This is a genomic window from Paracoccus sp. NSM (assembly GCF_052379855.1).
Classification (GTDB): domain Bacteria; phylum Pseudomonadota; class Alphaproteobacteria; order Rhodobacterales; family Rhodobacteraceae; genus Paracoccus.
Window position 1 is genome coordinate 131,990 of record NZ_JBQTCG010000002.1, and the last position, 14,839, is coordinate 146,828.

The following is a 14,839-nucleotide window of genomic DNA, read 5'->3' on the forward strand; positions in this document are numbered from 1 at the left end:
GTGCATGTGGACATGAAAGCGGTGCGAAATGTGGCTGTTCAGCGTCACGCCGTGGCTGATTTGCGACACGGGCCGTCGCCGGGAGCGGTTGTCGCGTCGCTCAGTCCTTGGCGGTCTTGGTCTGGATCGAGTGGAAGGCCTCGAACTGCGGCGCACCGGCATGCAGCTTGCGCGTCTCGCCCGCATTCGCATGGGCCGCGCGGAACTGGTCGGATCGCGTCCAGGCGCGGAAGGCGTCCTCGTCGCGCCAGACCGTGTGCGAGGCATAGAGCCTGTGGCCGTCGCTTTCGGGGCCCTTGAGCATGTTGAACTCGACGAAGCCGTCCATCTCGTGCAGGCGGCTGTCACGGTTCAGCCAGAGAGCCTCGAATTCCTCGGCATTCTCCAGGGGGACGGTGAAACGATTCATCGCAAGAAACATCTTTGGCTCCTGACCTTGGGGTGGTGCTGTGTGCGGGATGGCTGGCGATCGCTGGCGCGGCACCCTTGCGCGGGGATCGGGCCGGGTCAAGGGCGCCCCTTGTCGCTGCCCGCGCCGCACCCTAGGCTGGCCGACATGAGCACGGGACCCCGGATCGAGATCCATTACTGCACCGGCTGCAACTGGTTGTTGCGGGCAGGCTGGATCGCGCAGGAATTGCTGCAGACCTTCGGCACCGATCTGGCCGAGGTCGCGCTGGTGCCGGGGCAGGGCGGCATCTACCGGATCACGGTCGATGGCCAGGTGATCTGGGACCGCAAGGCGGATGGCGGCTTTCCGGGTGCGGCCGAGATCAAGCAGCGCCTGCGCGATGTGATCGCGCCGGGGCGCGATCTGGGTCACGTGGACCGCTAGCGCCTAGAGGCTGTTGTAAAGCGCCAGATCCTCGGCCATCGCGGCGCGCAGGGATGCCTCGTCCTCGGGGGTCAGGCGGACATCGACACTGGGCGGGACGTTGATGCGCGGCAATTCGATCATGCAATCCAGCCGCGTTTCCAGAAAGTCGATGAAGGCGTCGATCCGGTCATAGCGGAAGATCCGGTCCGCCCGGTTCGGGCCGTTCGTCAGGAACTCGGCCTGGCTGCCGATGCCCAGGGCCGCACGCCCGCCCGACGCGACATAGCGGCGCGCGAAATCGGCGAAGCTGACGCCCTCCATCGGGTGGGTCGGGTCGTCGCTGTCGTCGCGCAGCTTGAAGCGGTACCAGCTGCGAAGCCAGTCCAGCGGCTCGCGCATCAGGGCGACGGTGGTGAAGTCTTCGCCGGTCTGCTCGGTCAGCCAGGGGCCCAGATGGCGGTGATAGCTGGCGATACCGGTATGTTTCAGCGCCTCGGGGCGTTGCAGCGAGGCCGATGCCAGCGGTTCCAGCGCCATCTCGATCGCGGTCGATCCCGTCTTGGGCGTTGCCAGAAAGACCAGTCGCTTTTCCCAGAAGATCAACATGCTTGCCGTCATTTCCGTCGTGAAGGGTTTTCCCGACGGGGAATAACGCGCCGCCGGTGGCCTGTAAACGGTTTGTTAACCGATCGGGAGCGATCCTTCGGGCGGGCGAATCGACTTCCTGCGACGGGACGCTTGAAACCGGGACGGAACTGGTCCAATTATGGTGAACAAGACATGAACATCCGGCTGGTCCTGCGATTGCCCCGCCGGGAGGGCTGTGGAATAACAGGGTAACGACATGGCACAGGCGAGCATTTTCGACATGAGTGACAAGCGCAGCGCGGACAAGCAGAAGGCGCTCGACAGCGCCCTGGCGCAGATCGAACGGCAGTTCGGCAAGGGCTCGATCATGAAGCTGGGCAAGGACAACCCGGTGGCCGAGATCGAGGCGACATCGACGGGGTCTCTGGGTCTGGACATCGCGCTTGGCATCGGCGGGCTGCCCAAGGGGCGGATCATCGAGATCTTCGGGCCGGAAAGCTCGGGCAAGACGACGCTGACGCTGCATGTTGTGGCCGAGGAACAGAAGAAGGGCGGCGTCTGCGCCTTCGTCGATGCGGAACACGCGCTGGACCCGCAATATGCCAAGAAGCTGGGCGTGAATCTGGATGAGCTGCTGATCAGCCAGCCCGACACGGGCGAGCAGGCGCTTGAGATCGTCGATACGCTGGTGCGCTCGGGCGCGGTCAGTCTGGTGGTGGTCGATTCGGTTGCCGCCCTGACGCCCAAATCCGAGATCGAGGGCGATATGGGCGACATGCAGATGGGCAGCCAGGCCCGCCTGATGAGCCAGGCGATGCGGAAGCTGACCGCCAGCATCGGGCGTTCGAACTGCATGGTGATCTTCATCAACCAGATCCGCATGAAGATCGGCGTGATGTTCGGCAACCCCGAGACGACGACGGGCGGCAATGCGCTGAAATTCTACGCCTCGGTCCGTCTGGACATCCGCCGCACCGGCTCGGTCAAGGATCGTGACGAGGTGACGGGGAACACGACGCGGGTGAAGGTCGTCAAGAACAAGGTCGCGCCTCCGTTCCGGCAGGTCGAGTTCGACATCATGTATGGCGAGGGGATCAGCAAGGTCGGTGAACTGATCGACTTGGGCGTCAAGGCCGGCGTGGTCGAGAAATCGGGGGCCTGGTATTCCTATGGCGACGAGCGCATCGGTCAGGGGCGCGAGAACGCCAAGCAGTTCCTGCGCGACCGTCCCGAAGTGGCTCTGGCCATCGAGGACAAGATCCGCGCCAGCCACGGTCTGGAATTCGGGGTCGAGGGCGGCGAGGACGAGGCCCTGACCGAGGACTGATCGCAACCTTGCGGCGCGCGCAGGCAAGCCTGCGCGCAAGACCTTTCTCCCTGTGGCCGGTGCGATGCACCGGCCACAGGGCTGTGTGCGCCTTGCTGGACAGTGCCGCGGGGCGCCGTTAGACCGTTTCCCAAGCCGGCAATGCCGGTCAGACCCGTTTTGCGATGAAGGCCCGCCATGCCCAGTCTGAATGACATCCGCCAAACCTTCCTTGGCTATTTCGAGAAGAACGGCCACCGCGTGGTGGAGAGCAGCCCTCTGGTGCCGCGCAACGACCCCACGCTGATGTTCGCCAATTCCGGCATGGTGCAGTTCAAGAACCTGTTCACCGGTGTCGAGACGCGCGATTACCAGCGCGCGACGACGGCGCAGAAATGCGTTCGCGCGGGCGGCAAGCACAACGATCTGGACAATGTGGGCTATACGGCGCGGCACCACACCTTTTTCGAGATGCTGGGGAATTTCAGCTTCGGCGATTACTTCAAGGACGGCGCGATCCCCTTTGCCTGGGAGCTGCTGACCAAGGAATTCGGCATCCCCAAGGACCGGCTGCTGGTCACGGTCTATCACACCGACGACGAGGCCGTGGAGATCTGGAAGAAGGTCGCGGGCCTCTCGGATGACCGGATCATCCGTATCCCGACCAGTGACAATTTCTGGCAGATGGGCCCGACCGGTCCCTGCGGTCCCTGCACCGAGATCTTCTTTGACCATGGCGACAAGATCTGGGGCGGCCCTCCGGGTTCGGCGGATGAGGATGGCGACCGCTTCATCGAGATCTGGAACCTGGTCTTCATGCAGAACGAGCAGTTCGAGGACGGCTCGATGCGCGCGCTGGACATGCAGTCGATCGATACCGGCATGGGGCTGGAGCGGATCGGCGCGCTGCTGCAGGGCAAGCACGACAATTACGACACCGACCTGATGCGGTCGCTGATCGAGGCCAGCGCCAACGTAACCAGCGCGGACCCGGACGGGCCGGGCAAGGTCCATCACCGGGTGATCGCGGATCACCTGCGCTCGACCAGCTTCCTGATCGCGGATGGGGTGATGCCCAGCAATGAGGGGCGCGGCTATGTGCTGCGCCGGATCATGCGGCGCGCGATGCGCCACGCGCATATGCTGGGTGCGCAGGACCCGGTGATGCACAAACTGGTTCCCGCGCTGGTGCGCCAGATGGGGGCCGCATACCCTGAGCTGACCCGCGCGCAGGCGATGATCGAGGAGACGCTGCGGTCCGAGGAGACGCGGTTCCGCCAGACGCTGGACCGGGGCCTGCGGCTTCTGGACGACGAGCTGGCGAAGCTGCCCGAGGGGGCGGATCTGCCGGGGGAGGCGGCGTTCAAGCTGTACGACACGTTCGGCTTCCCGCTGGACCTGACGCAGGATGCGCTGCGCGAAAAGGGGCGCGCGGTGCAGATCGAGGGCTTCGATGCCGCCATGGCCGAGCAGAAGCGCATGGCGCGCGCGGCCTGGAGCGGGTCGGGCGAGGCGGCGGATGCCAAGGTCTGGTTCGAGCTGGCCGAGAAGCATGGCGCGACCGAGTTCCTCGGCTATGACACCGAGGAGGCCGAGGGTCAGGTCACAGCATTGGTGATCGACGGGGCCGAGGTCGCCGAGGCCGCTGCGGGCGCGAAGGTCGCCATCGTGGTGAACCAGTCGCCCTTCTACGCGGAAAGCGGCGGTCAGGTGGGTGATACCGGGCTGATCCGGACCGAGACGGGTTCGGCGCGCGTTACGGACACGAAGAAGGTTGCGGGCGTGTTCCTGCATCAGGCCGAAGTGACGACGGGCACGATCAGCCGCGGGCAGGGCGCCCAGCTGGTGGTGGATCACGCCCGCCGCGATGCGATCCGCGCGAACCATTCGGCCACGCACCTGCTGCACGAGGCGCTGCGCGGCGCCCTTGGCGAGCATGTCGCGCAGCGGGGCAGCCTGAATGCGCCGGACCGGCTGCGCTTCGATTTCAGCCATAACAGTGCCGTCACGGCCGATGAGATGGCCCGGATCGAGGCCGAGGTGAACGGCTTCATCCGTCAGAACAGCCCCGTAGAGACGCGGATCATGACGCCAGATGATGCTCGTGCGCTTGGGGCGCAGGCGCTCTTTGGCGAGAAATACGGCGACGAGGTGCGCGTCGTGTCGATGGGCGCGAAGCCGGGCAGCGGCAAGGGCGCGGATGGCGCCACCTATTCGCTGGAACTGTGCGGCGGCACGCATGTTGCGCGGACGGGCGATATCGGGGCTTTCGTGCTTCTGGGCGACGGTGCCTCCAGCGCCGGGGTGCGTCGGATCGAGGCGCTGACGGGGCAGGCGGCTCTGGACCATCTGCGGGATGCGGACCGGCGTCTGGGCGAGATCGCCGGTATCCTCAAGGCGCAATCGGCCGATATCGTGAACCGTGTCCGTGCGCTGGCCGATGAGCGCAAGGCGCTGGCCAACGAGGTCGCGCAGTTGAAGCGTCAGCTTGCAATGGGCAGCGGCGGTGGCTCCGAAGCCGAGGAGATCGCGGGCGTCAAGTTCATCGCCCGCCAGGTCGAGGGCGTGGGCGGCAAGGAACTGGGCGCGCTGGTCGACGAGATGAAGGCGGGTCTGGGCAGCGGGGCGGTGCTGGTGCTGGCCGAGGATGGCGGCAAGGCGACCGTCGCGGCAGGGGTGACGGCGGATCTGACCGCGCGGATCAGTGCCGTCGCGCTGGTGCAGGCCGCGACGGCCGCGCTTGGTGGCAAGGGCGGGGGCGGCCGCCCCGACCGGGCACAGGGGGGCGCCCCCTCGCTTGCGGCCGCGGAGACGGCGTTCCAGGACGCGCGCAAGATCATCGAGGACAGCAAATGACGGCTTTGTGGATTGCCCATGTGCATGTGACCGACGCTGACGCCTATGGCCTTTACGCCAAGGCGGCAGGTCCCGCGATTGCCGCGCATGGTGGTGTGTTCCTGGCGCGCGGTGGACGTTATCACGTGCTGGAGGGGGCGGATCGTGCCCGACACGTGGTCGCGCGCTTTCCCTCGCTGGAGGCGGCCGTCGCCTGTTATCACAGCAGTGAGTATCAGGCCGCGCTGGCCCATGCCAAAGGCGCCAGCGAACGCGACCTCGTGATCGTGGAAGAGGTTCCTCCCGCGACGGAATAGGTGAAGTCTTAAGTCTTTCGTGCTAACCCTGTCACGAAAGAGACGTGAAGGGGCAAGGGTATGTGCCGGTGGGCCGCCTATCTGGGCGAACCGATCTTTCTGGAAGACATCGTCAGCAGACCGGCGCATTCGCTGATCCGCCAGAGCCAGGGCGCGATGCGCTGCCACACGCCGGTCAATGCGGACGGTTTCGGGATTGCCTGGTATGGCGAAAGGCCCGAGCCCGGTCTATACCGCGACGTGATGCCCGCCTGGTCGGACCCCAATCTGCGCTCTCTGGTGGGGCAGGTTCGCTCGGGGCTGTTTCTGGCCCATGTGCGCGCCTCGACCGGGACGGCGACCAGCCGCAACAATTGCCACCCCTTCACCGTCGGGCGCTGGAGCTTCATGCATAACGGCCAGTTCGGCGGCTATGACGGCTTTCGCCGCCATGCCGATGTGCTGATCCGCGACGAATTCTATCCCCATCGCAAGGGCGCGACGGACAGCGAGGCGCTGTTCCTGATCGCTCTGGGCGAGGGGCTGGACGACGATCCGCGCGGCGCGATGGAGCGGGCCGTGGGTCGATTGGGGGCACTGGCCCGCCAGCGGGGTGAGGCCCCGCATGTGCGCGCGGCCTGCGCCCTGTCGGACGGCCAGCGGCTTTACGTCCTGCGCTACAGCAGCGACGATCAGGCGCCGTCGCTTTATCACCGCTGGTCAGCGACCCGGCGGGGTTGGGCCGTGGTGTCCGAGCCGCTTGAGACAGACGAGACCGATTGGCAGGAGGTGCCGCCCGGCAGCTTCTGCATATTTGACGGCGATCGGTTCGAGAGCGCGCCCTTTGTCCCGGAAGCGCTGAGCGCCGCGGCCTGATCGGACTATTCGGGCTGGGCCTCAGGCGTGGGGGCCGGTTCGGGCGCGGGTGCCGGGACGGGTGCGACCGGTTCGGGTTCCGCGCGGCGGAAGATCAGCACGTTGTGATAGACGGTGCTGCGCCCGGTCAGCCCGCTGCGCTCTTCGCTCGGCAGGACATCCGCGCGCAGGTAATCCCATCCATCGGCCGCCATGCGGTTCAGTTCCGCCGCCAGAGCCAGAGCATAGCGGTCGGTCGGCGTCTTGGCGTCGCGGGCCTTTTCGCCCTTGGTCGGCGCGGGAATGACGGCATATTCATAGCGCATCGGGCTGTCCTTGTGGTGATGGGCCGGGGAGGGGCGCGATCCATGCCGCGCCCCAGGGTTCACAGACCCAATTTCTGCGCGACGAGGTCGTTCACGGCCGCCGGATTGGCCTTGCCGCCGGTGGCCTTGAGGACCTGACCCACGAACCAGCCCGCCAGCTTGGGATTGGCGCGGGCCTTTTCGACCTGGGCGGGATTGGCGGCGATGATCTCGACCACGGCGGCCTCGATCGCGCCGAGATCGGTCACCTGCTTCATGCCGCGCGCCTCGACGATCTGAGCCGGATCGCCGCCTTCGGTCCAGAGGATCTCGAACAGGTCCTTGGCGATCTTGCCCGAGATGTCGCCCTTGGCGATCAGGTCGATCACGCCCCCCAGCTGCACCGCCGAGACGGGCGAGGTCGCGATGGTCAGACCTTCCTTGTTCAGGCGGCCGAAAAGCTCGTTGATGACCCAGTTCGCGGCCATCTTGCCGTCGCGGCCCGCGGCTACGGCTTCGAAATAGTCGGCATTCTCGACGTCGGCGGTCAGCACGCCCGCATCATATTCCGACAGGCCCAGATCCTTGACGAAACGGGCTTTCTTCTCGTCGGGCAGTTCCGGCATCGAGGCCGCGATGTCATCGACCCACGCCTGATCGATTTCCAGCGGCAAGAGGTCGGGATCGGGGAAATAACGGTAGTCATGCGCCTCTTCCTTCGACCGCATCGACCGCGTCTCGCCCTTGTCTGGATCATAAAGGCGGGTTTCCTGAACGACCGTGCCGCCATCCTCGATGATGGCGATCTGACGGCGTGCCTCGTATTCGATGGCGGCCTGGATGAAGCGCAGCGAGTTCATGTTCTTGATTTCGCAGCGCGTGCCCAGATGGCCGAAATCGCCGGTCTCCATGAAGCGTTCGTAATCGCCGGGTCTGCAGACCGAGACGTTCACGTCGGCGCGCAGGTTGCCGTTCTGCATGTTGCCGTCGCAGGTGCCCAGATAGCGCATGATCTGGCGCAGCTTCGCGACATAGGCGGCGGCCTCTTCGGGGCCGCGGATGTCGGGGCGGCTGACGATCTCCATCAGGGCGACGCCGGTGCGGTTCAGGTCCACAAAGGACATGTTGGGGTCCATGTCGTGGATCGACTTGCCCGCATCCTGTTCCATGTGGATACGCTCGATCCGGACGCGGCGGGCGATGCCGGGGCCCATATCCACGATCACCTCGCCCTCGCCCACGATGGGGTGGTAGAGCTGGCTGATCTGGTAGCCCTGCGGCAGGTCCGGATAGAAATAGTTCTTGCGGTCAAAGGCGGATCGCAGGTTGATCGCCGCCTTCAGACCAAGCCCGGTGCGCACGGCCTGCGCCACGCAGAATTCGTTGATGACGGGCAGCATCCCCGGCATGGCGGCATCGACGAAGGCCACATTGCTGTTGGGTTCGGACCCGAATTCGGTCGAAGCGCCCGAGAACAGCTTGGCCTTCGATGCGACCTGCGCATGGACTTCGAGCCCGATCACCAGTTCCCAATCGCTTTTGGCGCCCTGGATCACCTTGGGCTGGGGTGCGGCATAGGTCAGGTGGTCAAGCATCGCGCGGGCCTTTTCATCGGTCGTTCCGGTCTTTTGCGCCTTGTAGGACAGGCCGCAGGTCTTGTCACGGGTCGGCAGCCGCTACCGGCGCAGACGAATCGCGTTGGTTCGGTTGGAATGGGCTGTTTTGTATGCGCTTTTCGGGTCAGTTGCGCGGTTCTCGCCCGGATCGGCGGAAATCCCCCATTGGATTCTGCGGGCTGCGGCGTGATTCTGCCGATAAACCGGGGCTTGGGGTCGCCGCCATTGCGCGGATCATGAAAGCGCCGCATCGGGATTGGGACCGAAACAATCTTACGAGTCCCCGATGCGCACTGCGCTTGCCTTGGCCGCCGTTGCCCTGATCGCCGCCTGCGCCCCGGCCGCCAAAACCGAGGCCCGCGCCGAGACCGAGGCACGGCAGATGTCGCTGGCATCGGCACCCCCGATGCGTTGGGGCGAAAGGCAGGGCTCGGACGCGTGGACCCAAGCGACGCTGGCCGCGCTGGACCGCGAGGGCGCCACGATCATGTCGCGCGTGCCGGAAGACGTGCAGACCTTCTGCCCGCAATACGCCACGCTGGACGAGACCGGGCGCCGCGCCTTTTGGGCCGGCTTGCTGTCGGCGGTGGCCAAACATGAAAGCACCTATAACCCGAACGCCGCCGGAGGTGGTGGCCGCTGGCTGGGCCTGATGCAGATCGCGCCTGCGACGTGGCGGCATTACGGCTGCACGGGCAATATCCGTGACGGTGCCGACAATATGGCCTGCGCGGTGCGGATCATGTCGCGGCAGGTCGGGCGCGACAATGCCGTTGCCCATGACGGCAGCGGCTGGCGTGGTGTCGCGCGCGACTGGGCGCCGCTGCGCAGCGAGCGCAAGCGCGCCGACATCGCCGCCTGGACCTCGTCACAGAGCTATTGCCGCAGCGGCGCCTGAGCGCCACCACAGCGGGATCACGGGCGCGCGAGCCGCAGAAGCCACGCGCCCTTTTTCGTCAGCGCAAGGCCGCCAGGATGCGCGCCCAGGACCGCGCGCCCCTTGCGAAGCTTTCCAGATCGTATTTCTCATTCGGGGAATGGATGCGGTCGTCGTCGCGGCCAAAACCGATAAGCATCGAATCCATCCCCAGCAACTCCTTGAAATCGCCCGCGATGGGGATCGAGCCGCCCGCGCCGATAAAGGCGGCCTCGCGGCCCCATTCCAGGCTGAGCGCCTCGCGCGCCAGACCGAAGGCCGGGTCGGACACGTCCATGACGCTGGCCGGGCTGGCGCCGTGGTCGTGGAATTCGACCCGGCAATCGGCGGGCACGAAGCGGCGGACATGGTCCTGAAAGGCCGCGCGTATGGCCTGCGGGTCCTGCCGTCCGGTCAGCCGGAAGCTGACCTTGGCGCGCGCCTCGGCGGGCAGCACGGTCTTGAAGCCGTCGCCCGCATAGCCGCCCGCGATTCCGTTGATCTCGGCGGTGGGGCGGTTCCAGACCATTTCCAGCGGGGTGCGGCCCTGTTCTCCGACGGGTTGCGACAGTCCGACACGGCCCAGAAAGGCGGCGGCATCGAAATCCAGCGCCTGCCAGTCGCGCGCCAGTTCGGGGGTCAGATCCTCGACGCCGTCGTAAAAGCCGGGCAGGGTGACGCGCCCGGTCTCGTCCTTCAGGGCGGCCAGCGCCTGTGACAGAACCATGATCGGGTTTGCGGCCAGTCCGCCAAAACTGCCCGAATGCAGGTCGCGGTCGGCGGCGCGGATCACCACCTCCTGCCCGACAAGGCCGCGCAATTGCGTGGTGATCGCGGGGCGGCCATCGGCGTAAAGCCCGGTATCGCAGATCATCGCAAGCGAGGCGCGCAGCGCCTCGGCGTGATCGCGCAGGAACGGACGCAGCGAGGGCGAGCCGGATTCCTCCTCGCCCTCGAACAGCAGGATCAGGTCCGAGGGCAGGGCGCCATGCACGGCCTTCCAGGCACGGAACGCCTCGATGAAGGTCATCAGCTGCCCCTTGTCGTCCGAGGCGCCGCGCCCGCGGATCACCCGGCCCGAGGGGGTGTCCTCGATCGCGGGTTCGAACGGCGGGCGGTCCCACAGCGCCAGAGGATCGACCGGCTGCACGTCGTAATGTCCGTAAAACAGCAGACTGCGCGCACCGCCGGGGGCAGAGCGCGCCACGACCATCGGATGGCCCGGCGTGTCATGGATCTGCGTGTCAAAGCCCAGATCGGTCAATTCCCGCGCCAGCCATTCCGCCGCCGCCCGTACATCGCCCGCATGGGCCGGATCGGTCGAGATCGAAGGGATTCGCAGGAAATGCATCAGCCTTTCAAGCGCCGCATCCCGGTCCGCATCAAGCTGCGTCAGGATGTCCGCCAGTCTTGTCGAATCCGTCATTTTTCCTATCTTTCCTTGGGTATCCGCCGGGATTGGACATGGTTCTTTCGTCTAGTCCGACGATTTTGGCCTGTCCTTTTCGCGCCTTGACCTCTATCAAAGTCGGGCCGCGCGTAATCTGACAATGATTGCACCCAGCCAGCTATGCAAGGGAACGCCCGCAATGAACTATGATGCCGCCCTCGACCAGGCCATCGCTCGTCTGCATGATGAGGGGCGCTATCGCACCTTCATCGATATCGAGCGTGCCAAGGGGCGTTTTCCGCAGGCCGTCTGGAACCGTCCCGATGGCGAAAAGCAGGAAATCACCGTCTGGTGCGGGAACGATTACCTGGGCATGGGCCAGCATCCGGCCGTCCTGTCGGCCATGCACGAGGCGTTGGACGCGACCGGCGCGGGGTCGGGCGGGACGCGCAACATCAGCGGCACGACCGTCTATCACAAGCGGCTGGAATCCGAACTGGCCGACCTGCACGAGAAAGAGGCCGCGCTGGTCTTTTCCTCGGCCTATATCGCCAATGACGCGACGCTTTCGACCCTGCCCAAGCTGTTCCCCGGTCTGATCATCTATTCGGACGAGCTGAACCACGCCTCGATGATCGAGGGGATCAAGCGCAATGGCGGCGCCAAGCGGATCTTCCGCCACAACGACGTGGCCCATCTGCGCCAGCTGCTGGAGGCCGATGACCCGGCCGCGCCCAAGCTGATCGCCTTTGAATCGATCTATTCGATGGATGGCGATTTCGGCCCCATCGCCGCGATCTGCGATCTGGCCGAGGAATTCGGCGCCCTGACCTATCTGGACGAGGTCCATGCTGTCGGCATGTATGGTCCGCGCGGTGGCGGCGTGGCCGAACGCGACCGGCTGGCGCATCGCATCGACATCATCAACGGCACGCTCGGAAAGGCGTTCGGGGTGTTCGGCGGCTATATCGCGGCCAGCGCCAAGATGTGCGACGCGATCCGGTCCTATGCGCCGGGCTTCATCTTCACCACCTCGCTGCCGCCGGCGGTCGCGGCGGGGGCTGCGGCCTCGATCGCGCTGCTGAAAACGCCCGAGGGGCAGAAGCTGCGCGATGCCCAGCAACTGCACGCGCGCATCCTGAAGATGCGTCTGAAATCGCTCGGCATGCCGATCATCGACCATGGCAGTCATATCGTGCCGGTCCATGTGGGCCACCCGGTTCACTGCAAGGCGCTGTCGGACATGCTGCTGCGCGATCACGGCATCTATGTGCAGCCGATCAACTTTCCGACTGTACCGCGCGGTACGGAACGCTTGCGTTTCACGCCCTCGCCCGTGCATGATCCCAAGCAGATCGACCACCTGGTTCGGGCGATGGATCGCCTCTGGTCGCATTGCGCGCTGAATCGCGCCGAATTGAGCGCCTGACCCCAATCTAGGGTGAACTGCTCTCGCCCGCGTGATAACGTGCGGGTAAAGAAGAGGCAGGGGCGGTGATTCGGACCGCCCGACTGGCGGGCGTAAGAGGCAATTCGGATGAGCAGGCTGCGGGCGCAATACCCGGCAGAGGATGTCGTTCAGATCGGGGATGTGCAGCATTTCCTGAACGATGAGACTCGCCTCGGTGATGTCATGCGGGGCGAACGGGCCACGCTTGGCAAGTCGCTGCTGGATGTCCAACGTGAGTTGCGCATCCGGGCATCCTACGTCGCCGCCATCGAGAATTGCGACATCTCGGCCTTTGACGCGCCCAGCTTCATTTCCGGCTATGTACGCTCCTATGCGCGTTACCTGGGCATGGACCCGGACTGGACCTTTCGCCGCTTCTGCACGGAATCGGGCTTCCAGCCGACGCATGGCATGGCGCCCTCGGCCGCCGGGCCGAAACCCGTGCGCCGTCCCTCGGACCCGGCTGAGGCTCTGGCCAATCCGCGCGCGCTGTTCATCCCGCAGGAGCGCAGCTTCTGGGCCGATCTGGAACCACGCGCCATCGGGGCGCTGGCTGTCCTGATGGCACTGATCGCGGGGCTGGCCTATGGTGGTTACGCGCTGCTGCAAGAGGTGCAGCGGGTGACGCTGATGCCCGGCGACGACCTGCCGCAATTGGTGACCGAGCTTGACCCGACCCAGGGTGCGGGCCTTGCCGGCCCCGACATGGAATCGCGCGACCCCGCCGAGATCGCACGCCGTCTGCCCCAGCCCGAGGCGCTGGACCGGCTCTATCGTCCGCAGATCCTCGAGGCGCCTGTGCTGACCGCGCGTGACGGGCCGATCGCGGCCATTGATCCGGGGCTGGCCGAAACCGCGACCACCGCTGTTGCGGCTACGGGCGGTGTGGCGATGCCGCAGCCCTCGCAGGACGAGACGCAAGCCACTGGATATGGCCCGCTTTTGCCCGCCGATCTGGCCTTGCCGTCCGAGATCGCGAGCATGGTCGCCGATGCCGTGCCGGCCGAGGGCAGCGTCCGCACGCTGGCGCCCGACGCGCCGCAGCTTGAAGTTCTGGCCGCGCGCCCGGCATGGGTCCGCGTGACCTCGGCCGATGGCACGGTGCTCTTGGAAAAGATCATGGATGCGGGCGAGCGTTTCGCTCTGCCCAAGCTGGAAGAGGCGCCGCGCCTGCGGACCGGCAATTCCGGCGCGGTCTATTTCGCGGTGAACGGGCAAACCTATGGACCCGTCGCGCCCGGCGCGCAGGTAATCAGCAATGTGGAACTGGTCCCCTCAAGCCTGACCGAGCGCTTCGCGCTGGCCGATCTGAACGCCGATCCGGAACTGGCGCAGATCGTCTCGGTTGCCAGCGCGGCGAATGCCGAGCAGCAAGCGGCCGAGTGATCGGCCGCTCGCGCTAATTCGCTAGTCGCGCCACGTTCGTTCCAACACCGAAACCCAGTTCTCGCAGGCGATGCGCTGGATCAGCGCGTCGCCATAGCCATGATGGCGCATCGCCTGGATCAGGCGCGGCAGCGCCGCCGCGTCCGGCAGGTCGCGCGGCATCAGCGCCCCGTCGAAATCAGATCCAAACGCCACCCCGCCTTCGCCCAGGATCGCCAGCAGATGGTCCAGATGGCGCAGCATCACGCCGATATCCTCCAGCGGCAGGCGCCGCCCGTCCGGCCGCAGAAAACTTGACGCGAAGTTCAGCCCGACCAGCCCGCCGCTATCCGCGATCTGGCGCAATTGCCGGTCGGTCAGGTTGCGGCTGCTTTCGCAGAGCGCATGAGCCGCGCTGTGGCTGGCAACCAGCGGCGCATCCGACAGCCGGGCGATGTCGTCGAACCCGGCCTGGTTCAGATGCGACAGGTCCAGCATGATGCCCAGGCGGTTGCACCCTGCCACCAGCGCGCGTCCGGCGGGCGTCAGCGGCCCGCCCAGATCGGGCGAGGACGGAAAGGCGAAGGGCACGCCATGCCCGTGCCGCGTGGGCCGCGACCAGACCGGCCCGAGCGAGCGCAGCCCCATCGCGTGCCACAGATGCAGTGCGTCATGGTCGCGGATCGCCTCGGCGCCCTCCATATGCATCACGGCGGCGATCCCTCCGGCGGCGATCGTTGCGTGCAGGTCGGGGCCGCGTGTCACGATGGTCAGCAGTTCCGCGCGGTGCAGGTGGTGCAGCATGGCCGCCTGCGCGAAGGCCTGGGGCAGGGCGGCCTCGGGCGGGATCTCGTCGGGCAGGGGCAGGGCAAAAGGCGGGTTCTCCATCTGGCGCATATGGGCTGCGTCATCGGGATGCGGGGCCGAGGGGACCCAGATGGCGAAGAAGCCGCCCACCAACCCACCCGCCCGCGCGCGCGGCAGGTCCAGATGGCCCGCGCCGTCACCCTGCTGCCACAGCCTTGCGGCATCAGGTCCGGCGGCCACCAGCCGTTGCAGCGTGTCGTTATGGCCGTCGAATACGGGGATCATGGCAAGGC

At 66.1% G+C, this 14,839-nt stretch carries 14 protein-coding genes; 8 read left to right on the forward strand and 6 right to left on the reverse strand.

The genetic code is table 11. The features are described from left to right. Positions 1–100: 100 nt before the first annotated feature. A complete protein-coding gene (locus ACTZWU_RS03770; protein WP_444736022.1) occupies positions 101–409 on the reverse strand; it encodes an antibiotic biosynthesis monooxygenase family protein in 309 nt (102 codons plus the stop codon). Between the two features lie 147 nt (positions 410–556). Between ACTZWU_RS03770 and ACTZWU_RS03775 the strand changes: the two genes are divergently transcribed. Continuing rightward, the gene (locus tag ACTZWU_RS03775; protein WP_444736023.1) at positions 557–835 is read left to right on the forward strand and encodes a SelT/SelW/SelH family protein; all 279 of its coding nucleotides are present in this window, start codon (positions 557–559) and stop codon (positions 833–835) included. A 3-nt stretch (positions 836–838) separates the two neighbouring features. Here ACTZWU_RS03775 and ACTZWU_RS03780 read toward each other — a convergent pair whose 3' ends face one another. Beyond that, entirely contained in the window at positions 839–1,423 is a 585-nt protein-coding gene (locus ACTZWU_RS03780; protein WP_444736024.1) for a hypothetical protein, read from the reverse strand. 238 nt (positions 1,424–1,661) lie between these two features. Here ACTZWU_RS03780 and recA point away from each other — a divergent pair, with 238 nt between their 5' ends. The 4 genes from recA to ACTZWU_RS03800 all read left to right on the forward strand — a co-directional run bounded on the left by recA (position 1,662) and on the right by ACTZWU_RS03800 (position 6,718). Next, the gene (gene recA / locus ACTZWU_RS03785; RefSeq protein ID WP_444736025.1) at positions 1,662–2,732 is read left to right on the forward strand and encodes a recombinase RecA; all 1,071 of its coding nucleotides are present in this window, start codon (positions 1,662–1,664) and stop codon (positions 2,730–2,732) included. A gap of 177 nt (positions 2,733–2,909) precedes the next feature. After that, positions 2,910–5,567, forward strand: a complete 2,658-nt coding sequence (gene alaS / locus ACTZWU_RS03790) for an alanine--tRNA ligase (protein ID WP_444736026.1) — start codon at positions 2,910–2,912, stop codon at positions 5,565–5,567. Beyond that, positions 5,564–5,863: a DUF1330 domain-containing protein gene (locus tag ACTZWU_RS03795; protein ID WP_444736027.1), complete on the forward strand. Its 300-nt coding sequence runs from the start codon at positions 5,564–5,566 to the stop codon at positions 5,861–5,863. Before alaS ends, ACTZWU_RS03795 begins: the two co-directional genes overlap by 4 nt. 60 nt (positions 5,864–5,923) lie before the next feature. Next, on the forward strand, positions 5,924–6,718 hold the full coding sequence (locus ACTZWU_RS03800; RefSeq protein WP_444736028.1) for a class II glutamine amidotransferase: 795 nt from the start codon (positions 5,924–5,926) through the stop codon (positions 6,716–6,718). Between the two features lie 5 nt (positions 6,719–6,723). Here the strand turns inward: ACTZWU_RS03800 and ACTZWU_RS03805 are convergent, their stop codons facing one another. After that, positions 6,724–7,023, reverse strand: a complete 300-nt coding sequence (locus ACTZWU_RS03805) for a DUF4177 domain-containing protein (RefSeq protein ID WP_444736029.1) — start codon at positions 7,021–7,023, stop codon at positions 6,724–6,726. Positions 7,024–7,082: 59 nt separating this feature from the next. Then, positions 7,083–8,597, reverse strand: coding sequence for an Asp-tRNA(Asn)/Glu-tRNA(Gln) amidotransferase subunit GatB (gene gatB / locus ACTZWU_RS03810; RefSeq protein ID WP_444736030.1), 1,515 nt, complete (start codon positions 8,595–8,597; stop codon positions 7,083–7,085). A 307-nt stretch (positions 8,598–8,904) separates the two neighbouring features. On the opposite strand from gatB, the gene ACTZWU_RS03815 reads away from it, so the two are divergent. Further along, positions 8,905–9,516, forward strand: coding sequence for a lytic transglycosylase domain-containing protein (locus ACTZWU_RS03815; RefSeq protein WP_444736031.1), 612 nt, complete (start codon positions 8,905–8,907; stop codon positions 9,514–9,516). Positions 9,517–9,574: 58 nt separating this feature from the next. Here the strand turns inward: ACTZWU_RS03815 and ACTZWU_RS03820 are convergent, their stop codons facing one another. Further along, entirely contained in the window at positions 9,575–10,960 is a 1,386-nt protein-coding gene (locus tag ACTZWU_RS03820; RefSeq protein ID WP_444736032.1) for a dipeptidase, read from the reverse strand. 163 nt (positions 10,961–11,123) lie between these two features. Between ACTZWU_RS03820 and hemA the strand changes: the two genes are divergently transcribed. Further along, positions 11,124–12,353 (forward strand): 5-aminolevulinate synthase, encoded by a 1,230-nt coding sequence (gene hemA / locus ACTZWU_RS03825; RefSeq protein ID WP_444736033.1) that lies wholly within the window; start codon positions 11,124–11,126, stop codon positions 12,351–12,353. Positions 12,354–12,461: 108 nt separating this feature from the next. After that, the gene (locus ACTZWU_RS03830) at positions 12,462–13,760 is read left to right on the forward strand and encodes a helix-turn-helix domain-containing protein (protein ID WP_444736034.1); all 1,299 of its coding nucleotides are present in this window, start codon (positions 12,462–12,464) and stop codon (positions 13,758–13,760) included. Positions 13,761–13,781: 21 nt separating this feature from the next. Here ACTZWU_RS03830 and ACTZWU_RS03835 read toward each other — a convergent pair whose 3' ends face one another. Beyond that, positions 13,782–14,831: a dipeptidase gene (locus ACTZWU_RS03835; protein WP_444736035.1), complete on the reverse strand. Its 1,050-nt coding sequence runs from the start codon at positions 14,829–14,831 to the stop codon at positions 13,782–13,784. Positions 14,832–14,839 lie beyond the last annotated feature (8 nt).